This window comes from Streptomyces sp. NPDC052301, assembly GCF_044593395.1.
Taxonomy (GTDB): Bacteria; Actinomycetota; Actinomycetes; order Streptomycetales; family Streptomycetaceae; genus Streptomyces.
The window spans coordinates 496,796-518,020 of sequence record NZ_JBIUBE010000005.1; the positions used below are offsets into that span (position 1 = coordinate 496,796).

21 protein-coding genes and 3 tRNA genes are annotated in these 21,225 nt (G+C 71.9%); 13 read left to right on the plus strand and 11 right to left on the minus strand.

Going from position 1 to position 21,225, the window contains the following annotated elements; translation table 11 throughout:
• The first annotated feature begins 3 nt into the window (after positions 1–3).
• Both ACIHEJ_RS16700 and ACIHEJ_RS16705 read left to right on the plus strand, forming a co-directional pair.
• Positions 4–573, plus strand: coding sequence for a bifunctional DNA primase/polymerase (locus tag ACIHEJ_RS16700; protein WP_400135644.1), 570 nt, complete (start codon positions 4–6; stop codon positions 571–573).
• Positions 564–637: transfer RNA gene (locus tag ACIHEJ_RS16705), tRNA-Lys, on the plus strand. Before ACIHEJ_RS16700 ends, ACIHEJ_RS16705 begins: the two co-directional genes overlap by 10 nt.
• Before the next feature lie 73 nt (positions 638–710).
• Here the strand turns inward: ACIHEJ_RS16705 and ACIHEJ_RS16710 are convergent.
• Positions 711–1,970, minus strand: coding sequence for a M6 family metalloprotease domain-containing protein (locus tag ACIHEJ_RS16710; RefSeq protein ID WP_400135646.1), 1,260 nt, complete (start codon positions 1,968–1,970; stop codon positions 711–713).
• A gap of 322 nt (positions 1,971–2,292) precedes the next feature.
• Here ACIHEJ_RS16710 and ACIHEJ_RS16715 point away from each other — a divergent pair, with 322 nt between their 5' ends.
• Positions 2,293–4,098: a putative bifunctional diguanylate cyclase/phosphodiesterase gene (locus ACIHEJ_RS16715; protein ID WP_400135647.1), complete on the plus strand. Its 1,806-nt coding sequence runs from the start codon at positions 2,293–2,295 to the stop codon at positions 4,096–4,098.
• Here the strand turns inward: ACIHEJ_RS16715 and ACIHEJ_RS16720 are convergent.
• The 3 genes from ACIHEJ_RS16720 to ACIHEJ_RS16730 are packed head-to-tail and all read right to left on the minus strand — an operon-like array spanning position 4,077 to position 6,764.
• Positions 4,077–5,189, minus strand: a complete 1,113-nt coding sequence (locus ACIHEJ_RS16720; protein ID WP_400135649.1) for an LLM class flavin-dependent oxidoreductase — start codon at positions 5,187–5,189, stop codon at positions 4,077–4,079. The two genes, ACIHEJ_RS16715 and ACIHEJ_RS16720, sit on opposite strands and share 22 nt — an antisense overlap.
• Positions 5,190–5,247: 58 nt before the next feature.
• Positions 5,248–5,979, minus strand: coding sequence for a decarboxylase (locus ACIHEJ_RS16725; RefSeq protein WP_400135651.1), 732 nt, complete (start codon positions 5,977–5,979; stop codon positions 5,248–5,250).
• Positions 5,976–6,764, minus strand: coding sequence for a decarboxylase (locus tag ACIHEJ_RS16730; RefSeq protein ID WP_400135653.1), 789 nt, complete (start codon positions 6,762–6,764; stop codon positions 5,976–5,978). Before ACIHEJ_RS16730 ends, ACIHEJ_RS16725 begins: the two co-directional genes overlap by 4 nt.
• 134 nt (positions 6,765–6,898) lie before the next feature.
• On the opposite strand from ACIHEJ_RS16730, the gene ACIHEJ_RS16735 reads away from it, so the two are divergent.
• Positions 6,899–7,849, plus strand: a complete 951-nt coding sequence (locus ACIHEJ_RS16735; RefSeq protein WP_400135655.1) for a D-2-hydroxyacid dehydrogenase — start codon at positions 6,899–6,901, stop codon at positions 7,847–7,849.
• Between the two features lie 16 nt (positions 7,850–7,865).
• Positions 7,866–9,266 (plus strand): amidase, encoded by a 1,401-nt coding sequence (locus ACIHEJ_RS16740; protein WP_400135657.1) that lies wholly within the window; start codon positions 7,866–7,868, stop codon positions 9,264–9,266.
• Here ACIHEJ_RS16740 and ACIHEJ_RS16745 read toward each other — a convergent pair.
• The gene (locus tag ACIHEJ_RS16745; RefSeq protein WP_400135659.1) at positions 9,247–9,741 is read right to left on the minus strand and encodes a DUF3830 family protein; all 495 of its coding nucleotides are present in this window, start codon (positions 9,739–9,741) and stop codon (positions 9,247–9,249) included. The genes ACIHEJ_RS16740 and ACIHEJ_RS16745 overlap by 20 nt on opposite strands.
• A 47-nt stretch (positions 9,742–9,788) precedes the next feature.
• Between ACIHEJ_RS16745 and ehuB the strand changes: the two genes are divergently transcribed.
• The 6 genes from ehuB (at position 9,789) to ACIHEJ_RS16775 (ending at position 13,994) form a co-directional block, all read left to right on the plus strand.
• On the plus strand, positions 9,789–10,706 hold the full coding sequence (gene ehuB / locus ACIHEJ_RS16750) for an ectoine/hydroxyectoine ABC transporter substrate-binding protein EhuB (protein WP_400135661.1): 918 nt from the start codon (positions 9,789–9,791) through the stop codon (positions 10,704–10,706).
• Entirely contained in the window at positions 10,703–11,443 is a 741-nt protein-coding gene (gene ehuC / locus ACIHEJ_RS16755) for an ectoine/hydroxyectoine ABC transporter permease subunit EhuC (protein ID WP_400135663.1), read from the plus strand. Before ehuB ends, ehuC begins: the two co-directional genes overlap by 4 nt.
• Positions 11,443–12,093 (plus strand): ectoine/hydroxyectoine ABC transporter permease subunit EhuD, encoded by a 651-nt coding sequence (gene ehuD / locus ACIHEJ_RS16760; RefSeq protein WP_400135665.1) that lies wholly within the window; start codon positions 11,443–11,445, stop codon positions 12,091–12,093. The genes ehuC and ehuD overlap by 1 nt, the downstream gene beginning before the upstream one ends.
• Positions 12,083–12,865: an ectoine/hydroxyectoine ABC transporter ATP-binding protein EhuA gene (gene ehuA / locus ACIHEJ_RS16765; RefSeq protein ID WP_400135668.1), complete on the plus strand. Its 783-nt coding sequence runs from the start codon at positions 12,083–12,085 to the stop codon at positions 12,863–12,865. Before ehuD ends, ehuA begins: the two co-directional genes overlap by 11 nt.
• Positions 12,866–13,076: 211 nt before the next feature.
• On the plus strand, positions 13,077–13,835 hold the full coding sequence (locus ACIHEJ_RS16770) for an IclR family transcriptional regulator (RefSeq protein WP_400135670.1): 759 nt from the start codon (positions 13,077–13,079) through the stop codon (positions 13,833–13,835).
• Between the two features lie 85 nt (positions 13,836–13,920).
• Positions 13,921–13,994: transfer RNA gene (locus tag ACIHEJ_RS16775), tRNA-Lys, on the plus strand.
• On the opposite strand, the gene ACIHEJ_RS16780 is transcribed toward ACIHEJ_RS16775, so the two are convergent.
• The 6 genes from ACIHEJ_RS16780 to ACIHEJ_RS16805 form a co-directional block, all read right to left on the minus strand.
• Positions 13,960–15,651, minus strand: coding sequence for an AMP-binding protein (locus ACIHEJ_RS16780; RefSeq protein ID WP_400135672.1), 1,692 nt, complete (start codon positions 15,649–15,651; stop codon positions 13,960–13,962). The two genes, ACIHEJ_RS16775 and ACIHEJ_RS16780, sit on opposite strands and share 35 nt — an antisense overlap.
• Before the next feature lie 39 nt (positions 15,652–15,690).
• On the minus strand, positions 15,691–16,158 hold the full coding sequence (locus ACIHEJ_RS16785) for a DUF3592 domain-containing protein (RefSeq protein WP_400135674.1): 468 nt from the start codon (positions 16,156–16,158) through the stop codon (positions 15,691–15,693).
• Between the two features lie 96 nt (positions 16,159–16,254).
• Positions 16,255–16,686, minus strand: a complete 432-nt coding sequence (locus ACIHEJ_RS16790; RefSeq protein ID WP_400135676.1) for a DUF3592 domain-containing protein — start codon at positions 16,684–16,686, stop codon at positions 16,255–16,257.
• Positions 16,687–16,779: 93 nt separating this feature from the next.
• On the minus strand, positions 16,780–17,385 hold the full coding sequence (locus tag ACIHEJ_RS16795) for a lytic polysaccharide monooxygenase (protein ID WP_400135679.1): 606 nt from the start codon (positions 17,383–17,385) through the stop codon (positions 16,780–16,782).
• Positions 17,386–17,519: 134 nt separating this feature from the next.
• The gene (locus ACIHEJ_RS16800; protein ID WP_400135681.1) at positions 17,520–18,647 is read right to left on the minus strand and encodes an SPFH domain-containing protein; all 1,128 of its coding nucleotides are present in this window, start codon (positions 18,645–18,647) and stop codon (positions 17,520–17,522) included.
• A gap of 81 nt (positions 18,648–18,728) precedes the next feature.
• Positions 18,729–19,619 (minus strand): peptidoglycan-binding protein, encoded by an 891-nt coding sequence (locus tag ACIHEJ_RS16805; protein WP_400135684.1) that lies wholly within the window; start codon positions 19,617–19,619, stop codon positions 18,729–18,731.
• A 458-nt stretch (positions 19,620–20,077) separates the two neighbouring features.
• Between ACIHEJ_RS16805 and ACIHEJ_RS16810 the strand changes: the two genes are divergently transcribed.
• A tRNA-Lys gene (locus ACIHEJ_RS16810) sits at positions 20,078–20,151 on the plus strand.
• 175 nt (positions 20,152–20,326) lie between these two features.
• Positions 20,327–21,049: a FadR/GntR family transcriptional regulator gene (locus tag ACIHEJ_RS16815; RefSeq protein ID WP_400135687.1), complete on the plus strand. Its 723-nt coding sequence runs from the start codon at positions 20,327–20,329 to the stop codon at positions 21,047–21,049.
• Positions 21,050–21,225 lie beyond the last annotated feature (176 nt).

Consider the following 21,225-nt stretch of genomic DNA (forward strand, 5'->3'; position numbering starts at 1 on the left):
GACATGAGCAGCGCACCGAACGTCACCCGTGCCACCCCCGACGGCGTCACCTGGCTCGCCTCGGCAGGAACGTATCCCCGCAGCACACTGGCCCTCTGGGAGGAGCGCCCGGACGCCCCGGTCATCCTGCCCTGCGGCACCGTGTTCGACGTGGTGAGCGCCCCCGCGATCTTCGGGCGCCGGATGCTGGACCGGCTGTGGGACGAGGGGCCTGGATCGGGCCCGGTCGCGGTGTTCCGGGGCCGGGTCCTGCTGTTCACCGCCCCCGGCACGGCCCAGCGGCTGCCCTCGCTGCTGAGCTGGGAGGAGTGGGGGTCGCACCGTACGGACGCCGTACCCCCGCTGCTGTGCCACGGTCCCGGCGACGCGGTGACCGTCCCGGCCCTGACCAGCGACGACACCCCCGGCAGCTCCCGCTGGCTGGTCGCCCCCGACACCCGGCACCCCTGGCTTCCGGGCCCGGAGGTGGTGCTGTGGGCGGCCGTACGGGCGGCCCGCACGGCGGTGCGGATATCGATTTTTCCTCCCGCCGATCAGGATGCTAAGGTCTACGACGTCAGCAGGCGCCGCTAGCTCAGTTGGTTAGAGCAGCTGACTCTTAATCAGCGGGTCCGGGGTTCGAGTCCCTGGCGGCGCACGCGAAGGAAACGGCGGGTCCGGTTCGAAAGAATCCGGCCCGCCGTTTTCGTGTACCCGCCCCCGGAGCGGGCTCAGCCCGCCGTCCCCTGCGTGATCTTCACCGTCCACGCCCCCGAGAACGTCCGCCCCTCCACCTCCACCTGCACGTCCGCCCCGGGCACGGTGAAGGTCTCCCCGACGGAGACCGGGGCGTCGGCGAGGGGTGGGTAGACCGAGTTCTCCCAGCAGGCCTCGGTGCGCGGGTGGGCGTCCACGACCTCGACCGGGCCGCCGCCGGACTCCGCGCCACTGTTGACCCGGTAGACCAGCACCCCCTCGCGGCAGGCCGTACGGTCGTTGCCGGCCCTGCTGCGCACCTCGAAGGCGAGGGCGCTGTCCGGGCCGGTGCGCACGACGGCCAGCTTCACGCCGTCCCCGAGACCGAAGCCGGGCCCGCCGCCCGTGCTCTGCGTCGGGATGGCCGGGCCGACCTCGAGCGGCTCCAGGGTGAGCCGGGTGGGTCCGGTGCCGCGCACGCACACCACCTGGCGCGGGGCCAGCCAGCCGAGCCGCCACTTGTGCCAGGCGAACAGGTCCGGGGCGAGGCCGAACTGGCTGCCCATCAGGTCCCAGTCGCCGACGTAGGTGTCCCAGTCTCCCTTGCCGTCGGCCGGGCGGTGGTAGAGGTCGGGCAGGTCGAAGACATGGCCGGTCTCATGGGCGAGAACCAGCCGGTCGGGCGGATGCTTCTCGAAGACCGTGACCACCCGGCGCACGTCCGTGCCGTCCGCCCGCTGCGGGGGGTCGAGGTTGACGACCTTCGTGGCGTCCGAGTCGACGCCGGGTGCGTCCGGGTCGGCGACGAAGTAGACGACCTGGTAGCGCGAGAAGTCGACCTCGGCGTCGGCCGCGGCGAACGCGTCGCGCACATAGGCGGCCCGGTCCTCGGGCCTCCAGTCCCGCCGTATGGCGTACGCCGTCGACGGGCGCGGCATCCGCAGCCAGTGCGTCAGCGGGTGCGGACGCAGGGTGAAGGCGCGATGGGAGGACTGGGTGAAGAAGCGGGTGGTGGCCGGGAAGTGGTCGGCGGCCAGCTCGGCGGGGGTGGTGCGGGGGGTGGCGTCCGGGAAGGAGAGGAAGATCATCACCGCGTCGCGCGTGCCGTTCGGGCGGGTGTAGTCCGGGTTCCAGCCGTCCACGCCCTCCGAGTGGTGGGCCTCGGTACGGTGCAGTGCGCACGGGGCCGTCGAGAAGGGCTCGGCGGCCGACGGGCCGGTGAGGATCGAGGTCGCGGCGAGCGCCGACAGCGTGGTGACCACGGCGGCGGTGCTGCGCAGCTTGGGCACGGACATGACCTCCGAGTGCGATTCACGGAATCCAGCACCCAGATTGCTGTGATTTGACATCCTACGCCCTGTTTGCCTGCACCAGAAGGGTGAGCGCGCCACGCGCACGCACCAGTGCGCCCCGGCGCTCGACACCCCGAAACACTCACGGAACGTCACAACTGGTCGGGGGCCTGAAGAACCCGTCCAACTGCGGGCAGAAACGATCTGTCAGAACCCCTGCCGTATCCGGGAGACTGGAGACCGGCTGGAAGGGCCCGGGGCCAGCCTCTATGATCGGCACACTTTCCGGCACGGACAGCGATCGAGTGCACTGCGGGAGCGAGCGGTGAGCGGAACGTCCGAAGGGCCGACGCCCGTGGCAGACCTCGACCGGTCGGCCGTAACAGACAGTGACCACAACACCTACCACCGTGTCTTCGCGGCGGCCCCGCTCTCCATGGCCGTCGTGGACCGCGAAGGGCTCGTCGTCAGCGCCAACGCCGCCTTCGGCGAGCTGGTCGGCGCCGATCCGGGAGCACTGGCCGGGCGGGCCGCCTCCGACCTGGTCGACCTGGCCTCGGACGCCCGTACCTGGCACGCCTATCGCGAGGTGCTGCGCGGCCGGCAGGCGCGGCTGCGCTGCACGCGCCGGCTGAAGCATCCCGACGGCCCCGCGGTGTGGGTCCAGGTCACCGTGGCCCCGCTGGCCGGGGACGGACCCGGCGTACTGCTGTCGGTCACCGACATCACCACCCGCCGCGAACTCCAGGCGCGGCTGCGGCACTTGCAGATGCACGACCCGGTGACCCGGCTGCCCAACCGCACGCTGTTCTTCGAGCGGCTGACCGCCGCGCTGGAGGCGGAGTCCTACGAGCAGACCGGTACCGGCCGGGTCGGCCTGTGCTATCTGGACCTCGACGGGTTCAAGGCCGTCAACGACACCCTGGGCCACCGCGTCGGCGACCGCCTCCTCGCGGCCGTCGCCGAGCGCCTGACCCGGGTCGCCGACGAGGCCGGGTACGCGCGCGCCGCCACCCCCCTGGTGGCCCGGCTCGGCGGGGACGAGTTCGCCCTGCTGGTCGAGGACTCCACCGGCACCGAACAGCTCGCCGAGCTCGCGGAGTCCGCGCTGAACGCGCTGCAGGAGCCCTTCGACCTGGCGGGGCAGCGGCTGTCCCTGACGGCCTCCATCGGCGTCGTGGAGCGGCACGCGGCCGGGACGACCGCCACCGGCCTGATGCAGGCCGCCGACACGACCCTGTACTGGGCGAAGGCCGACGGCAAGGGCCGCTGGACCCTGTTCGACCCCGAGCGCAACGCCCACCGGATGACCCGTCAGGCACTGTCCTCCACCCTGCGTCCCGCCATCGAGCGCGGCGAGTTCACGCTGGAGTACCAGCCGTTGGTCGGCATGGAGGACGGACGGCTCAGCGGGGTCGAGGCGTTGATCCGCTGGAATCATCCTCAGTTCGGCACACTGACGCCGAATCGGTTCATCGGATTGGCCGAGGAGGACGGCTCGATCGTGCAGCTGGGCCGCTGGGCGCTGGACACCGCCTGCCGGCAGGCCCGCCGCTGGCAGCTGGACCACCCCGGCGAACCGCCCATCTTCGTCAGCGTGAACGTGGCCGTGCGCCAGGTGTGGGACTCCGACCTGGTCGCGGACGTGGCGGAGATCCTCGCCGAGACCGGACTGGCCCCGCACCTGCTGCAGTTGGAGCTGACCGAGTCGGCGGTGATGGGTTCCGGGGGCCGCCCGCTCCAGGCGCTGCAGGCCCTCAGCGACATGGGGGTGCGCATCGCCATCGACGACTTCGGCACCGGTTACTCCAACCTCGCCTACCTCAGCCGGCTGCCCGTCTCGGTCCTGAAGCTCGACGGCTCCTTCGTCCGCGGCTTCCAGTACGAGGAGGCGGCCAAGGGGCTCGCGCCCAATCCCGCCGACGAGGTGATCGTGGAGGCCATGATCCAGCTGGCCCACCGGCTCGGGCTGACCGTCACGGCCGAGTGCGTGGAGACCTCGGCCCAGGCCACCAGGCTGCGCCGGATCGGCTGCGACACCGGACAGGGCTGGCTGTACTCCCGCCCGGTGTCGCCGGATCGTATCTCCGAGCTGCTCGGCGCCCAGTCCTACGCGGTCGGCAACCCGTAGACGTCCGCGATCAACTCGTAGGACCGCAGGCGAAGTTCGCCGCGGTGGGCGTGGCTGGTGATCATGAGCTCGTCGGCGCCGGTGCGCTTCTGCAGATCATCGAGGCCGCAACGGACCTCGTCAGGGGTGCCGTTGACGACGTTGGCGGTCCAGGAGGCGATGAACTCCTCCTCCATGGGGCCCAGTTCCTGCTTCTCGACGTCCGCCGGGTCGGGGAAGAGCCCGGGGCGGCCGGTGCGCAGCCGGAGCATGTTCACCGCCATGGCCCGCGTCTGCCGGCCGGCCTCGCGCTCGTCGTCCGTGGCGAGCGCGGAGACGCCGATGAGGGCGTACGGCTCGGTGAGGACCTCCGAGGGGCGGAAGGTCTGCCGGTACAGGTCGAGGGCCGGGACGGTGTTCTGCGCGGAGAAGTGGTGCGCGAAGGCGAAGGGCAGGCCGAGGAGGCCGGCCAGGCGGGCGCTGAAGCCGGAGGAGCCGAGCAGCCAGATCGGCGGCCGGTGCGCGGACTGGACCCCGCCGGGGGTGGTGCCCTGTACCGGGCCCGGGATCGCGTGGATCCGCCGGAACGGGTGCCCGTCGGGGAAGTCGTCGTCCAGGAAGCGGGTGAGCTCGGCGAGCTGCTGCGGGAAGTCGTCGGCGCCCTCGTTCAGGGTCTCGCTGCGGCGCAGCGCGGCGGCCGTGGCCCCGTCCGTGCCCGGCGCCCGGCCGAGGCCCAGGTCGATCCGTCCCGGCGCCATCGCCTCCAGCGTGCCGAACTGCTCGGCGATCACCAGCGGGGCGTGGTTGGGCAGCATGACGCCGCCCGAGCCGAGCCGGATGCGGTCGGTGTGGGCGGCGAGGTGGGCGAGGATCACGGCGGGCGAGGAGGACGCCACGCCGGGCATGGAGTGGTGCTCGGCGACCCAGTACCGGTGGAAGCCGCGGGCCTCCGTGAGCCGGGACAGCGCGACGCTGGTGCGCAGGGCGTCGCCGGCGGTGCTTCCCGCACCGACGGTCGCCAGGTCCAGTACGGAGAGGGGGACGGGGGCGGTCCCGTGCGTCGTGCCCCGGATCTCGTCTGCCGACACGGTGTGGCCTCCTGTTCGTGGCATGGGCTGTCGAGCCCAGACGTAACAGGAGGCACTCTCCGTTTATTCCCCGCGCCGAGGATCAGGCCTGGACGATCGGCTCCCGCGTGAAGAGCGTCCCGAGCATCGGCGCATTCACCCGCCGGTCCGCCAGCCTCAGTCCCTCCCAGACGGTCACCTGGTTGGCGGTGAGGACCGGCTTGGACAGGGCCTTCTCCAGCAGGGCGAGGTGCGCGGCGGTGTGCAGCGCGGTGTCCGGCAGCAGCACCGCCTGCGCGTCCGGCACGTCGGCGGCCCGGGCGAGGGTCAGCACGTCCTCCTCGCCCCAGGTCCCGACCTCCGCGGCCGTGACGATCCCCTCGGAGCGCATCCCCACCACCTCCAGACCGCCGGCCCGCAGGAAGTCGGCGAACAGTTCCGCCACGTCCTGCGGGTACGTCGCCCCGACGGCGACCCGGCGCACCCCGAGCTCCCGGGCCGCGTGCACGAAGGCGAAGGACGTGGAGGAGGCCGGCATCCCGGCCAGCCGGGCGAGCGTGCGCACCTGGTCCTGGGCGCCCTCCCAGCCGTGCACGAAGCTGCCGCTGGTGCACGCCCACACCACCGTCTCGACCCCGGCCAGCCGCAGCCCCTCCATGCCCGCGCCGAGCCGCTCGGCGGAGCCCATCTCGCGCAGCGCGTCCACGCGGTGCGCGTCCTCGCCGATGTCGGTGTGCACCAGGTCCACCCGGATGTCGCTGCCCAGGAGCTGCTCGATGCGTGGATAGTCGTCCTCGGCGGAGTGGCCCGGGTAGAGGAGTCCGAGTGCGGTCATGTCCAGCCTTCCTGCGTCTCTTCCGGCAGTACGGGGGGCCAGGCACGCGCGGCCTCGTCCAGCAGCGCCTGATAGGGCCCCACGGCCCGGGTACCCATCCGCCGCAGGGCCGCCCACATCGTGACCTGGTTGGCTGACATCACGGGGATGCGCAGCTCGGCCTCCAGCTGGGGGATCACGTCGTACGTCGGCAGGTTGGTGCAGGAGATGAAGAGCGCGTCGGCGGTGCCGGGGCGGACCGCCTGCCGCGCCATGGCGACGACCTCCCGGTACGGCACCTGCCAGATGTGCCGGGTCAGCCCCATGAAGGCGCAGCCCGTCACCTGCACGCCGGCCTCGGCGACGAAGTCCTCCAGCGCCCGGGTCACCGACACGGTGTACGGCGTGACCAGCGCGACGCGCCGTACCCGCAGCTCGGCCAGCGCCTCCAGCAGCGCGCCGGAGGTGGTCACCGGGGGCGGCGCGCCCGCCAGGCTCATCGCCGCGCACATCGCCCGCTCCCCGGCGAGGCCGCCGACGAAACTGCCGGAGGTGCAGGCGTAGGCGACGACCTCGGGCGCGACGGCGGTCAGGGCGCGCACGGCGTCCCCGAGCGTCTCGTGCTCGCTCACCAGCCGCGCCAGGTCCAGGCTCACCTCGACCGGCACGAACGGGGTCCGGGTCAGGTGCAGCGACACCTCGTCGGGCACCCAGCGCCACAGCTCACGGTCGAGCGCGAAGTCGAAGGGGGCCACCACGCCGACACCGCGCTGGGGGCGGGGTCCGCCGAGAAAGGAGACGTCCATGGCACCGGCCTCACGCTGAGAGACGAGTGGGCAACGGATCGCGAGTACGCCCGTGTTGACGAAGGTAGGTTCGGGTGCGAGCGTGGTCAATCCGCGCATAATCCGTGCATGTCAGACGCCCGGAGCCGCCCCGTATGACGACCCTCCCCACCCTTCTCGTCCTCGACGCCGACCCACCGCCCCGGCTCGGCCGGCTCACCGGCCGTGCCCGGATCGTGCACACGGACGCCGCGCACCTGGCCGAGCGGCTGCCCGCGGCGGACGTGCTGCTGGTGTGGGACTTCGCCTCGCACGCGGTGCGCGAGGCCTGGCCGGGGGACGGTCCCCGGCCGGCCTGGGTGCACACGGCGAGCGCGGGCGTGGATCATCTGATGTGCCCGGAACTCGCCGCGTCCGACACGGTGGTGACCAACGCGCGCGGAATCTTCGAGGAGCCGATCGCCGAGTACGTGGCGGCCCTGGTGCTGGCGGTCGCCAAGGATCTGCCGCGCACGCTGGAGCACCAGCGGGAGCGGAGCTGGCGGCACCGGGAGGCCCGGCGGGTGGCGGGCACGCGCGCGTGCGTGGTCGGCTCGGGCCCCATCGGCCGGGCGATCGTGCGCGTCCTGAAGGCCCTGGGCGTGACGACGGCACTGGTGGGGCGGGTGCCACGGACCGGCATCCACGGCCCGGAGGACCTGGACCGGCTGATCTCCCGGGCGGACTGGGTGATCGCGGCGGCGCCGCTGACCGAGCAGACGTACGGCATGTTCGACGCCCGCCGGTTCGGCGTGATGCAGCCCTCGGCGTTCTTCGTGAACGTCGGCCGGGGGCAGCTGGTCGACGAGGACGCCCTCGCGCGGGCCCTGACCCGGCGCTGGATAGCGGGCGCCGCCCTGGACGTGTTCACCACCGAGCCGCTGCCCGAGGACAGCCCGCTGTGGGGCCTGCCGGGGCTGATCGTCTCGCCGCACATGAGCGGGGACACCGTCGGCTGGCGGGACGAACTGGGCTCGCAGTTCGTGGAGTTGTACCAGCGGTGGGCGGCGGGCAGATCACTGGTGAACGTGGTCGACAAGAAGCGCGGTTACGTGCCCGGTCACTGACCCCCTGGGAGGGTGCATGCAGCTCACCGACCTCACCGCCGGCCGGCTCCTCGACGGCTACCGCAAGGGCGAGTTCTCTCCCGTGGAGGCGGCCGAACAGGCCCTGCGGCGGGCACGGCGGATCCAGCCGGAGGTGAACGCGTTCGCGCGGCTGACCGAGGAGGACGCGCTGGCGCGGGCGCGGGAGTCGGAGGAGCGCTGGCGGCGCGGCGAACCGGCCGGGCTGCTCGACGGGGTGCCGGTGACGGTGAAGGACCTCCTGCTGCTGCGCGGACACCCCACCTTGCGCGGCTCGAAGACCCTCTCGGAGCAGGGTCGTTGGGACGAGGACGCGCCCTCGGTGGCCCGGCTGCGCGAGCACGGCGCGGTGTTCCTCGGCAAGACCACCACGCCCGAGTTCGGCTGGAAGGGCGTCACGGACTCCCCGCTGACCGGCGTCACCCGCAATCCGCACGACCCCTCGCGCACCGCGGGCGGCTCCAGCGGGGGCAGCGCGGTGGCCGTGGCGGTCGGCGCGGGCCCGCTGTCGCTGGGCACGGACGGCGGGGGCAGCATCCGTATCCCGGCCGCGTTCTGCGGGATCTTCGGGCTGAAGCCGACGTACGGCAGGGTGCCGCTGTATCCGGCGAGCGCGTTCGGCACGCTGTCGCACACGGGCCCGATGACCCGGGACGCGGCGGACGCGGCCCTGCTGCTGGACGTGGTCTCCGGCGCCGACCCGCGCGACTGGTCGGGGCTGCCGCCCGCCCCCGGCTCCTTCACGGAGGCGCTGAGGGGCGGTGTGCACGGGCTGCGGGTGGCGTACTCGCCGTCCCTGGGCGGTCAGGTGGCCGTCCGGCCGGCGGTGGCGTCGGCGGTACGGCAGGCGGTGGCGCGGCTCGCGGACCTCGGGGCGTTCGTCGAGGAGACCGACCCGGACTTCAGCGATCCGGTGGAGGCGTTCCACACGCTGTGGTTCAGCGGGGCGGCCCGTCTCACCGAGCGGTTCTCGCCGCGCCGGCGGCAGCTGCTGGATCCCGGGCTGCGGGAGATCTGCGCGCAGGGCTCCCGGATGAGTGCGCTGGAGTACCTGGCCGCGGTGGACGTCCGCATGGACCTGGGGCGGCGCATGGGGCGCTTCCACGAGCGTTACGACCTGCTGGTGACGCCCACGCTGCCGGTGACGGCGTTCGAGGCGGGCGTGGAGGTGCCCAGGGGGTCGGCCCACCGGCGCTGGACGGGGTGGACGCCGTTCACGTACCCCTTCAACCTCACCCAGCAGCCGGCCGCCACGGTCCCGGTCGGGACGGACGGCGACGGGCTGCCGGTGGGGATGCAGCTCGTCGCCGCCCGGCACCGGGACGATCTGGTGCTGCGGGCGGCGCACGCGTTGTACGAGGCCGGGGTGGCACGGGTGCTCACGCCCGCCGGAAGCTGAAGGTCTCCCCCGCCGCCCCGTTCCGCCACAGGTCGTTGCAGGCCTCGGCCATCCGGTCGAGGCCGTCGGTCACCTGGCCCCAGACGATGCCGGGGACCCAGCCCACGTCCCCGTTGAGCAGCAGGTTGTTGCGCTCGTAGAACAGGGCCAGGTCGACCACGGTGGTGCCGGGGCGGACCTCGCGGTCGTAGCCGTAGGCCTGCGTGCCCAGTTCGGTGCCGGCGAAGGAGAAGTAACAGAGGTCGCCGGGAATCGGGGTGACGGTCGGGTTCTCCAGTGGGGGTTCCGTGGAGGCGAACGGCGGGAAGAGGGCGTAGATCTCGTTGCGCGCGTATTTGGCGTGGTAGACGTCGCCCCCGAGGGGCAGCGCCTCCCACACTGCCGCGCAGGTCAGCGGCGCGCGGTCGTCCAGGAGTCGTGCCGTGCAGTGCACGTCCCGCTTGTCGAGCGAGACGGTGACGAATCGATCGGCCATGAGATCCAGGGTGCATACGCCCGGTGCACTTGGGTAGCTGCGCCGCCATGGCTCCACCACTTGGGAACGATGTACACACGATACGGGCGGAACACAGACACACCCGGCGCTCGGTGCTCGCGGGCGTCGCCGCCCTCGGTGCGCTGGGCGTGGCGGGCTGCACGCGGGTGGCCGCGGCGTCGGGCAGGAAGGGCGGCGACCTGCTCGACCGGCTCCGCGCCCAGGGTGTCGTACGGCTCGGCATCGCCGGTGAGATCCCCTTCGGCTACATCGACCAGGACGGCCGGCTCACCGGGGAGGCGCCCGAGCTGGCGAAGGTGATCTTCAAGCGGCTCGGGGTGGACCGGGTCCAGCCGGTGCCGACCGAGTTCGGTTCGCTGATCCCGGGCCTGAACTCCCAGCAGTTCGACGTCGTGGCGGCCGGGATGTACGTCAACCCGGACCGCTGCGAGCAGGTGATCTTCGCCGACCCGGACTACCAGATGCTGGATTCGTTCATCGTCCGCAAGGGGAACCCGAAGGGTTTGCACTCCTACCGGGACGTCGTGGAGAAGAAGGCGAAGTTCGCCACCGGCACCGGGTACGCCGAGATCCAGTACGCGGTCGAGGCCGGGTACCCGGAGGGCGACATCCTCGTCGTCCCGGACCAGGTCGCGGGGCTGAACGCGGTCGAGGCCGGGCGCGTCGACGTGTTCGCGGGTACGGCGCTCACCACCCGCGAGGTGGTGAAGAAGTCGGCCAAGGCGGAGGCCACCAAGCCCTTCGCACCGCTGGTCAAGGGCGAACCGCACGTCGACGGCGGCGCGTTCGCGTTCCGCCCGACCGAGACGGGGCTGCGGGACGCCTTCAACGTGGAGCTGCGCAAGCTGAAGAAGAGCGGCGAACTGTTCCGGATCCTCCGGCCGTTCGGCTTCACCAGGGCCGAGATGACCGATCTCACCGCGAAGGAGCTGTGCGGCGGATGACCTCGGGGCTTTGGGAACTGGTACTGAAAGGCGTCTGGACCACCGTCCAGCTGCTGGTGTTCAGCGCGCTGCTCGCTCTGGCGGTGTCGTTCGTCGTCGGCATCGCACGCACCCACCGGCTGTGGATCGTGCGGTTCGTGGCCGGCTTCTACACCGAGGTGTTCCGCGGCACCTCGGCGCTGGTGATGATCTTCTGGGTGTTCTTCGTGCTGCCGGTCGCGTTCGGCTGGCAGCTGGTGCCCATGTGGGCGGGCACGCTGGCGCTCGGGCTGACGTACGGCGCGTACGGCTCGGAGATCGTGCGCGGCGCGCTGCAGGCGGTCGACCCGGCCCAGCGGGAGGGCGGTGTCGCGCTGAGCTTCACCCCGGCGCAGCGGATGCGGCTGATCGTGCTGCCGCAGGCGGTGCCGGAGATGATCCCGTCCTTCTGCAACCTGCTGGTCGAGCTGCTCAAGGGCACGGCGCTGGTGTCGGTCATGGGCATGGGCGATCTGACGTTCAGCGCGAACCTGGTGCGGCTGGCGCTGCAGCAGAGCGCGGAGATCTACACGTACATCCTGGTGATCTACTTCGTGATCGCCTTCGTCCTCACGCGGCTGATGCGCGGGCTGGAGAAGCGGCTGAAGGCCGGGGTCGGCAAGGACCCGGGGACGGAGTCGGCGGCGCGTGAGCTCAAGCGCGCGCAGACGACCGGCGTGGGCGCCGCGGGCGGCGCGGGCATGGGCGGAGGTGCCTGATGAAGTGGGACTGGAGCGCCGTGAGCGCGTTCATGCCGGCCTTCTGGCACGGGCTGCTGGTCACCCTGCAGGCCCTGGCGTTCGGTTCGCTGGTGTCGTTCAGCCTGGGGCTGGTGTGGGCGCTGCTGATGCGGACGCCGTTTCGCTGGGTGCGCTGGCCGGTCGGGACGGTCACGGAGTTCGTCCGCAACACCCCGCTGCTGGTGCAGCTGTTCTTCCTCTTCTACGTGCTGCCCGAGTGGGGGCTGACGTTCTCGGCGCTGTCCACCGGCGTGTTCGCGGTCGGCCTGCACTACTCGACGTACACCATGCAGGTCTACCGGGCCGGTATCGAGGCGGTGCCGGCCGGCCAGTGGGAGGCGGCGACCGCGCTGAACCTGCCGCGGCGGCGGACCTGGACCGCGGTGATCCTGCCGCAGGCGATCCGCCGGGTGGTGCCCGCCCTCGGCAACTACGTGATCTCCATGCTCAAGGACACACCGGTGCTGATGGTGATCACCGTGCCGGAGATGCTCCAGCGGGCCCGGCTCTTCTCCCAGCAGCACTTCCAGTTCACCGAGCCGATCACCGTGATCGGAGTGGCCTTCATCCTCATCTCCTACCTGGCCTCCCTTCTCCTGCGAGCCCTGGAGCGACGCCTTGTCCGTTGAGACCCGTACGAAGTCGTCCGTCACCGACGCCCCGCCGACCGAGCTGATCCGCCTGGAGAACGTCACCAAGCGCTTCGGCTCGAACACCGTGCTCGACCGGCTGAACTTCTCCGTCGAGCCCGGCAAGCACGTCACCCTGATCGGGCCGTCCGGCTCGGGCAAGACGACGATCCTCAGACTGCTGATGACCCTCGCCCAACCGGACGAGGGCACGATCACCGTCGACGGGGAGCGGCTGTTCCCCGCCCCGGAGAAGCAGATCCGGGAGGTCCGCAAGAAGATCGGAATGGTGTTCCAGCAGTTCAACCTGTTCCCGAACATGAGCGTGCTGCGGAACATCACCGAGGCGCCCGTCCAGGTCCTCGGGATGTCCAAGGACGAGGCCGAGGCGCGCGCCCGGGAGCTGCTGGACCTGGTGGGGCTGGCCGACAAGTGCGACGCCAGGCCGACCCGGCTCTCCGGCGGCCAGCAGCAGCGGGTGGCGATCGCCCGGGCGCTGGCGATGCGGCCGCGGGTGCTGCTGCTGGACGAGGTGACCTCCGCCCTCGACCCGGAGCTGGTCGCGGGCGTCCTCGACCTGCTCAGGGACATCGCCCGCAGCACCGACATCACGATGCTGTGCGTGACCCACGAGATGGGTTTCGCCCGGGACATCTCCGACCAGGTCCTGATGTTCGACTCGGGCCGGGTCATCGAGGCGGGCCCGCCGGAGCAGATCTTCGGCGCGCCGGAACAGGACCGCACCCGGGAATTTCTCAGCGCAGTGCTGTGACTCCGGAGGGTGACAGGTGTGAACAGTGGAGGTCGGACCGCTGGGTCATACCTCTGGCATATGCCAAAGGGACGCGCCGCAGCTGAGAGGGGCACGGCGAGCAGTTCAATCTCGCCAACCCCCTCTCCCCGAACCGGGTTTGCCCGTTATCGTGGTAGCGATCCGCCGACCGGACACCGCGGCCACAGACAGGCGAGCCAGGGGGACCACCGTGGCGCTGATGCACGAGCCGACCGCCCCGTACCACTCCGCCCAGGACGCGCTGCGCGTGCTTGAGACCGTGGCCCGCCACTCCGCCGGTGTCACCGACACCGAGCTGGCCCGGCACACCGGCCTCGGCCGCGAGCGGCTCACCGCCCTGCTGCGCATGCTGCGCCGTGAGGGCTACGTCGAGCAGATCACCGACGGGGCGTACGTCACCGGCGACACCCTGCGCCGCCTGACCTCGGCGCACGACCGCGAGCGGGCCCTGCGCGACAAGCTGCAGCAGACCCTGGACCGGCTGCGCGACTCGGTCGGCGCGGCGGTCTACATCAGCCGCTACGTCGACGGCGAGGTCAAGGTCACCCAGTACGCCGCCGGGCCGGCCACCCCGGCGGTCAACGAGTGGGTCGACTTCCGCTACTCCGCCCACGCGACGGCGGTCGGCAAGAGCCTGCTGACCCAGCTGGACCACAACGGCCGCCGCGACCACCTCTCCCGGCACAAGATGGCCCGCCTCACCTCGCGCACCATCACCAGCGACAAGCTGCTGCTGTCCCGCCTGGAGTCCCAGCCGCCGACGGTGCCGGTCCTGGACCTCCAGGAGTACGCGGTCGGCACGGTCTGCGCGGCCGTCCCGATCACGGCGGGCTCGTCGGTGGGGTGCCTGGCCCTGTCCCTTCCGGTGGAGCACGCGCACCGGCTGAAGCAGGCCGCGGAGACCCTGAACCGCAACGCGGCACCGGTGCTGCTGTCCCTCACCCTGTAGGTGGTCACGAGCACCTCTCAGGACCAGGTAGTATTTTCTTCGTCGCCAGCCACGGAGGCCAAAATCCGAGGTCGGCGAGAGTCATGCGCCGCTAGCTCAGTTGGTTAGAGCAGCTGACTCTTAATCAGCGGGTCCGGGGTTCGAGTCCCTGGCGGCGCACAGATGAAGGGCCCTTCGCGGAAGCGAGGGGCCCTTCGGCGTCCTCCGCGGTGAGGCGTCGATACGACGACTCGCCGCGCGGCACCCACCACACCGGATCGGCGCACGCGTACCCCTCCCGCCGCAGCTGCGCCCGGTGGATCTTGTTCGTCGCCGTCACCGGCATCCGCCGGACCACCCGTACGAACCGGGGCGCCATCTTCGTGCCCAGGTCGGGCTGGGCGGCCAGGAACTCCGCGAAGCCCTCCGGGTCGAAGGTCCCGGCGATCGTGGCCATCACCTGGTCCCCGGTGACCGGATCCGGCACCCCGTACACGGCGACGGCCACCGCACCCCCGTACCGCGCGACGATGTTCTCGATCACCGCGGCGGCCAGGTTCTCCCCGTCGACGCGGATGCGGTCATCGGTCCGCCCGGCGAAGTACAGGTAGCCCTGACCGTCCCGGTAGAAGAGGTCACCGGTCCAGTACGCCCCTCCACGGCGCCGCTCGGCCTCCGCGGCCGGATTGCGCCAGTAGCCCTCGAAGGGGTTGGGTGCCCGGTTCACCAGCTCGCCGATCGCCCGCTCTCCGTTGAGGAGGCGTCCGGCGGAGTCGAACACGGCCGGCGGGCACTCCCGCCCCGTGGCCGGATCGAGCACCACCAGCCCCGGCGCGGCCGGCCCCACCGCGCCCTCGGGCGTACCCGGCGCCCACTGGATCGCCGCACCGCCCTCCGACGACCCGTACCCCTCCACCAGCCGCACCCCGAACCGCTGCTCGAAGGCCGCCGCGTCCACCGCGCCCGCCTCCGTGCCGAAGCCGAGCCGCAGGGGGTTGTCCCGGTCGTCGGGGCGGGGTTCGGTGGCGAGGACGTACTGGATCGCCCGGCCGACGTAGGTGAAGTAGGTCGCCCGGTAGCGGCGCACGTCGTCCAGGAACCCGGACGCCGAGAACCGCCGGCGCAGTGCCACTCCGGCCCCCGCCGCCAGCGCGGGCGCCCAGTCGGCGATCACCGCGTTGCCGTGGAACATCGGCATGCAGAGGTAGTGCACGTCGTCCGCACGGACCCCGAACTGCCGGACCAGCGCCTGCCCGGCCGCCGCCAGCCGCCCCTGCGTGCAGATCGCGGCCTTGGGAGCGCCGGTCGAGCCGGAGGTGAAGTACAGCAGCAGCCGGTCCGCGGGGGTGGCCCGGGACGGGTCGGGCACGGCGTCGGCGTAGCGGGCGAGGAGGGCGGCGTACCCCTCGTCGTCCCGCTCGCCGCACCCGTCGCCGTTCTCGTCCCCGTCCGTCACGAGGATCCGCACCCCCGGCAGCTTCAGGTCAGCCAGCAGGGGTAGGTGGGCCCGCTCGGTGACCAGCAGCGGGCACTCGGTGTGCAGGATGTCCCGGGCCAGTTCGGGGCCCCGCCGGGTGGGGTTGATGCCGGCGACGGCGGCGCCGGCGAGGGCGGCTCCGGCCAGCCAGAGCGGGAACTCCACGGTGTTGTCGAGGAGCACCCCGACGTGCGGTGCGGCGCCGGGCGGCAGCAGGTCGGCCAGCAGGGCCGCCCGGGCGGCGGCGCCGGCGGCCACCTCGTGCTGCGTCAGGACCAGCTCCCCGCACCACAGGCCCGGCCGGTGGTCCCCCCACCGCGCCGCGACCAGTTCGGCGACCGTGCGCGTCGTGGACTCCATGGAGGCGCACGGTAACTGACACAGCATCAGAAAGGGAGGCTACGGCAGCAGGCCGTCCGCCTCCGTGAACATCATGTGCACCACGACGACGAAGCCGACACAGAAGGCGATGGCCACCCCGAGGAAGGCCAGCCCGCAACCCGTTCCGGCGGCGAGCCTGCCGTGGGCGGGCGGGCGCGCGGTGGCCCGCTGGGGCTGCTCCGGAAGGTACCGCACGGTGACGAAGTCGCCCTCCAGCACGGTCGCCGGGCCGTCCTCCTCCTCGAAGCGGACCGTGCGGCCGTCGTGGGTGGTGAACTCGTAGACGTGGTGGACGGTCGTACGCACGGACGTGTCCCCGCCGCCCCCGCTGGTCGTCGTGAACATCCGCAGACAGCGCCCCTCGGCCGTCAGCCCCTGCGACCACGTCCTGCCGAGGCGCCGGGCCCGGCGGACCAGCAGATACGCGGCGAAGCCGAAGCCGGCGATCATGAGGATGGGTACGGCGCAGAAGAGCAGCTCGAGCATGACGTCCCCCAAGGTCCGGTACGCCGTCCCCGCTCGGTCGGCGTGCGAGGAACGTACCCGTCGGTAGGGGCGGTCCGGCTCAAGAGAAGCTCAGTATCAGAACCGGGACAGTTCGATCCACATGTGCGCGGTGTAGACGGCACAGCTCGCGAGCAGCAGCACCCCGATGACGGTGCCCGCCATGTCCTTGCCGGGCTGCGGTTCGGAGGCGGTGGCCCGGTCCGGCTCGTGCGGGGCGTAGTGGACGAGGACCTGGTCGCCCACGGAGCGGTCGCGCGGGCCGCCGTTCTCCTTGAAGCGCACGGCGCGGCCGTCGCCGGTGGTGAAGTCGTACTCGTGCCACTGCACCCGGCGGGGCACGTTGTTGACCACCTGGGTGGTGGCCCAGGCCCGCACCACCCGCGCCTGCGCGGTCACCCCGCTCTCCCAGGCGGTGCGCCGCTGCCGCGTCCGGCGCACCAGCGCCACCGCGGCCCAGAGGAAGAAGATGATCAGGCCGGGCATGGTTATGTTGAAGAAGGCGTCCACGTGCGCCTACCCCCGTACGTCGGTTACCGGACTCACGTGCGCCGGGACCGGAATCTCCGGCACCGGCGCACGCGGACCTTACCCGAGCCGGGATCAGAAGGTGACGTCGGAGCAGGCGTAGAACGCGTTGCCCGTGTCGGCGATCGTCCACACCGCGACGATGACGTGATGCCCGCTCAGGCCGCTGGGCAGGGTGCCGCTGTGACTGAGGGTCTGCGGCGGCCGCTGGCCGTTGTAGGGCACCGTCAGGAACGGGGTGAGGTCGAGGTCCGAGCGGGACAGGGGATGGTTCTGGTTCCAGCCCGGCCTGGTGACGTAGTACTTGAAGTCCGTCGTGGCGTGCATGGCCGTGAACTGCCAGCGGAAGGTGTACGACCGGCCGCCCGTCACCTTCGTGGTGGGCCAGGCCCCGCCGGACGGGGTGGTCGGCGAGCTGAGCTGGGCGAACCGGCTCAGGCCACCGTTGCAGATCTGACCGTCGGCGGGCCCCGAGGCCGGGAAGCCCTTGGGGCCCTCGACGCTCTGCGGCTCGTACTGGATCTCGCCGCAGCCCGTCACGGTGCCGTTGGCACAGAGCTTCTGCCTGCTGATGGGGAGGTCGGTGTAGCCGTGCCCGCTGGCGCCGCCGGTGGAGAGCGCGAAGGCTCCGGCGGTCGCCACGGCCAGCACGGCTGCGGACAAGGTGGTCTTGGTGCGCATGCTGCCGCTCCTGGAGAACGTGGGGAGTTCAGTGAGCTGTGCAGGAAGGGTGGTGCACTAGGTCTAGACCAAGTCCCAGATTATTGCCGCCTCTTGACTGTGTCCATACAAGCGGCACGTCCCTCGTGCGCCCGCTACACCGGCTCCCCGCGCCCCGAGCAGAAGGCGACCGTCAGGTCCCGCACCAGCACCTTGCGCTCGTAGTCGTCCAGTTCCACCAGGCCTCTCATGGTCAGCCGGGTCACCGTGTCCTCCACCGAGTCCACCACCGAGGTGAGCATGCTGGCCCGCTGGCGGGCGTCCAGCGCGGCGATCCGGCGCCGGTGCACCGCGGCGGCGACCTCGGGGGCGTACTCCACCCGCAGCGGCTGCACCGAGAACACCTCCATCCCGACCGGCGCGGCCTCCTCCGCCACCAGCCGGGTCAGCGCATCCCCGGCCGCCGTCACCCCGCCCCGGGTGCCGCCTGCCGGCTCCACCGGCACCCGGGCCAGTGCCGCCTCCACGCACTCGCGCAGATAGGCCTCGTGGTCCTCGACGCCGAGCACGGCCCGCGCGGTGTCCCGCACCCGCCACACCACCAGCAGGACCACCCGCAGCCCCATACCGTCCGGGTCCGCGGCCGGCATCGACTCGCTGCGCCAGTGCCGCAGCCGCACATCGACCCGGCGGCGGGGCAGCAACGGGTTCACCCAGACCAGCCCGGTCCGCCGGACCGTCCCCCGGTACCCGCCGAACAGTCCCAGCACCCAGGCCCGCCCGCTCCGCCCCCGGGCCAGCCCGCCGAAGCCGAACGCGGCGACCGCCCCCGCCCCGGCGTACGCCGCCCACTGCGCCGGACCGAGACCCGCCCCCGAGGACGCCGGAAGGTGCAGCGCGTGCGCCGCGAGACGCGGCAGCGCCCCCGCCCACCACGAGGTCGCCACGCACCCGGCGACGCCGCACACCCCGGCGAGCACCCCGGCCGCCCCGGGCAGCACCCGGGCGGGCCGTTCGACCAGCCCGGCGTCGACCTCGGGCAGGGGGCGCCTGCGCACCGGGGTGGGGCGGGTGCGCGGCTGCTCGCCGGTACCCTTCCGACGGGCCACGACCGCGGGTCTGAGCGGCACCTGCACCGGGCCGGGATCGTCCCGGAACAGCAGGTGGACGGGGATCTCGGTGGTCGCCTCGTTCTGGATCAGCCGGGCCGTACGGGCGTCCACGCCCGCACCGCCCTCCGGCTGCCCCTCGGATTCGGGTGTCGTGTGTGACGTCGTACTCATGCGTGCCTCCAGCCTCCGCGCCAGATGCGTCATGAACAGGGGAAGGGGAAGTGCCGTGACGTGCGCGACCGACAGGAGACGTCAGCGCACCGCAGGGCCCTGGACGAACAGCCGACGCCAGGTCTCCGGCCCCGGATAGCCGTCCGCCGCGCCGCCGCGCCAGCCCTGGGTGCGCTGGAAGGCCTCCACCGCGCGTCGGTCCGCCTCGCTCCAGCGCGGTCCGGGGTCGAGGGCGTAGAAGCTGCCGAAGCCTTTCTCCTGCAGCCGGCCGCGCAGTTGGGCGAGATACGCGTTCTCCGCGCCCGGCAGGAAGTGGCCCCGGCCCGGGTAGCCGGGCACCCCGTGCGAGGCGGGTTCCGCACCGGCCGCGCCCGCCATGGGCTGCGTGGTGTCGGCGGCGGGCTGCGTGGTGTCGGCGGCGGGCTGCTTGGTGCCCGCCGTGGTCTCGGTCAGGCCCTTGTAGCGGTAGGGGACGTACTTGTCGGTGTTGTTCCAGTAGGGGTAGGGGGTGGTCTGGCTGCGGGCGTGCGGGGGTGTCTGCTCGTAGACCGTGTAGTGGGTGTGGTCGGAGTCCGTCCAGCCGCCGAAGATCACCACGTGCGAGCCGGCCTCCGGGTTGTCGGGGTTGTGGTAGAGCAGGATGTCGCCGGACTGCAGATCATCCTTGGTGATCTTGACGCCGAACTGGTCGAGGCTGCCCGTCCACTCGTTGGTGGGCAGACCCCAGGCCATGGAGACATAGCCCGAGCAGTCCTGCCGGTACCCGTCGGACCAGTACGAGGTCATGCTGTACGGCACCTGCGCGGCCACCCAGGTCTTGGCCCGGCTGATGATCTGGTCCCGGGTGGTGGCGGGGGTCGGCACCGTGCCCGGGACGGCCGGCGGACCCCCGGCACCGTGCAGCCGGGACCTGGCGCCCTGGGGGGTGGCGAGCTGGCCGTCCCCGGGGGTGTCCGAGGGCGGGGGAGTCACGTGGGGGACGGAGGTGCTGGTGGGACCGTTGCTGGGAGCGGGAGAGCTACCGGGGCTGGGACTGTTACCGAGGCTGGGGGTGACGGCGGCGGCCGGGGTGACCGCACCCAGGGCCGCCGAGGCGGCGGCCATGATCACGGCCACCGGGGCCGCCGGGTGGCCGCACAGGCCCCCGGACGGCGGGCGGGGACTCGTCCGTCGCCGGTCGACGCAGCCTGGACAGTCGCAGTCGCTCGCAGGATCGAAATCCTCGAACATCGGAGCGGTCATGCGATCTGCCTCACATTCGGGGGAGATTTGTCCACGAGTGTGCACGTTGATCAGTTTCCCAACTGTCCCCGTGGCGCGCACTCTGACGGTCCGAATGATGTAATCGGCGCCGCCGGGCGGCCCTACCGCTCACCCGGAGGTGGTCAGAAGCACCCTCCCAGGTCAGGTAGAGTTCTCTTTGTCAGCAGGCGCCGCTAGCTCAGTTGGTTAGAGCAGCTGACTCTTAATCAGCGGGTCCGGGGTTCGAGTCCCTGGCGGCGCACGATGACGATGGCGAGCCACGTCCGCAGAAAGCGCGGACCGGCTCGCCATCTCTGTTTCGGCGCGGTTGCGCCGCGCCGGGCGGGGGCTCCGCCATCCACACCCCCGAGCCGCAGCGGGCCGGGACCGGAGACCGGAACCGGGCCATCCCCCCGATTGCCGGATACCCTCTCGCCATGGCAGCCCGGGACCTCCAGGAACGGATCAAGAAGCTGATCGTCGACCGGCGGCTGCCCTCGGGCGCCCCGCTGCCGACCGAGCCCGAGCTGATGGAGCTCCTCGGGGCCAGCCGGAACTCGGTCCGGGAGGCCCTGAAGGCGCTGCAGGCGATGGGGATCGTGGAGATCCGGCACGGTTTCGGGACGTACGTCGGCTCGATGTCGTTCGCACCCATGATCGAAGGGCTGGCCTTCCGCACCGTCGCCGGGCACTACCGGGGCGAGGACTCCCTGCTGCAGCTGCTGGAGCTGCGCGAGGCCGTGGAGACCGGGCTGGTGTCGCGGCTCGCCGGACGGCTGCCGGAGGCGGACCTCGTCGAACTGGACGCCCTCGCGAACCGCATGGAACAGGAGGCCACGGAAGGAGCCGGCCTCGCCGAGACCGACCGAGCCTTTCACGCCACCCTCTACCGCGGACTGGACAACGTGTTGCTGAGCGAGGTGCTGGAGGCGTTCTGGGACGCCTTCCACCGGGTGCAGCGGGATCTGGTGGACGTACCGCAGGACCCCCGGGTCACCTGCCGCCAGCACCGGGAGATCCTGGACGCGGTCCGGTCCGGTGATTCCCTGCGGGCGGAGAAGGCCATAAGAGACCACTTCGGCAACATCCGCACCCGCCTCTCCACCACCGGCGCACCCCGGCCCCCTGAGCCCCACCCGCGCCACAATGAACGGGTTTGACCGGTAAACACCGCGTTTTGTGTCTTGCGATCATGCCGAACACCGTAGAACCCTGGGATGTCCAAGCTGCCGCCGTTTGACTGCAGTTGGGGGGAAGAGACCGGTTGCGCACCGGCGGGGAGGGGGCCCCGCTCATGAATCGGTGCCGAGGGGGGCATCTATGCAACCGGAAGGTC

Excerpts from the sequence above, each read along its gene's own strand:
- ACIHEJ_RS16700 (WP_400135644.1), top strand. The coding sequence starts at position 4 with ATGAGCAGCGCACCGAACGTCACCCGTGCCACCCCCGACGGCGTCACC.
- ACIHEJ_RS16710 (WP_400135646.1), bottom strand. The coding sequence starts at position 1,970 with ATGTCCGTGCCCAAGCTGCGCAGCACCGCCGCCGTGGTCACCACGCTG.
- ACIHEJ_RS16720 (WP_400135649.1), bottom strand. The coding sequence starts at position 5,189 with ATGCCACGAACAGGAGGCCACACCGTGTCGGCAGACGAGATCCGGGGC.
- ACIHEJ_RS16725 (WP_400135651.1), bottom strand. The coding sequence starts at position 5,979 with ATGACCGCACTCGGACTCCTCTACCCGGGCCACTCCGCCGAGGACGAC.
- ACIHEJ_RS16730 (WP_400135653.1), bottom strand. The coding sequence starts at position 6,764 with ATGGACGTCTCCTTTCTCGGCGGACCCCGCCCCCAGCGCGGTGTCGGC.
- ACIHEJ_RS16735 (WP_400135655.1), top strand. The coding sequence starts at position 6,899 with ATGACGACCCTCCCCACCCTTCTCGTCCTCGACGCCGACCCACCGCCC.
- ACIHEJ_RS16740 (WP_400135657.1), top strand. The coding sequence starts at position 7,866 with ATGCAGCTCACCGACCTCACCGCCGGCCGGCTCCTCGACGGCTACCGC.
- ACIHEJ_RS16745 (WP_400135659.1), bottom strand. The coding sequence starts at position 9,741 with ATGGCCGATCGATTCGTCACCGTCTCGCTCGACAAGCGGGACGTGCAC.
- ehuB (WP_400135661.1), top strand. The coding sequence starts at position 9,789 with ATGGCTCCACCACTTGGGAACGATGTACACACGATACGGGCGGAACAC.
- ehuC (WP_400135663.1), top strand. The coding sequence starts at position 10,703 with ATGACCTCGGGGCTTTGGGAACTGGTACTGAAAGGCGTCTGGACCACC.
- ehuD (WP_400135665.1), top strand. The coding sequence starts at position 11,443 with ATGAAGTGGGACTGGAGCGCCGTGAGCGCGTTCATGCCGGCCTTCTGG.
- ACIHEJ_RS16780 (WP_400135672.1), bottom strand. The coding sequence starts at position 15,651 with ATGGAGTCCACGACGCGCACGGTCGCCGAACTGGTCGCGGCGCGGTGG.
- ACIHEJ_RS16785 (WP_400135674.1), bottom strand. The coding sequence starts at position 16,158 with ATGCTCGAGCTGCTCTTCTGCGCCGTACCCATCCTCATGATCGCCGGC.
- ACIHEJ_RS16795 (WP_400135679.1), bottom strand. The coding sequence starts at position 17,385 with ATGCGCACCAAGACCACCTTGTCCGCAGCCGTGCTGGCCGTGGCGACC.
- ACIHEJ_RS16800 (WP_400135681.1), bottom strand. The coding sequence starts at position 18,647 with ATGAGTACGACGTCACACACGACACCCGAATCCGAGGGGCAGCCGGAG.
- ACIHEJ_RS16815 (WP_400135687.1), top strand. The coding sequence starts at position 20,327 with ATGGCAGCCCGGGACCTCCAGGAACGGATCAAGAAGCTGATCGTCGAC.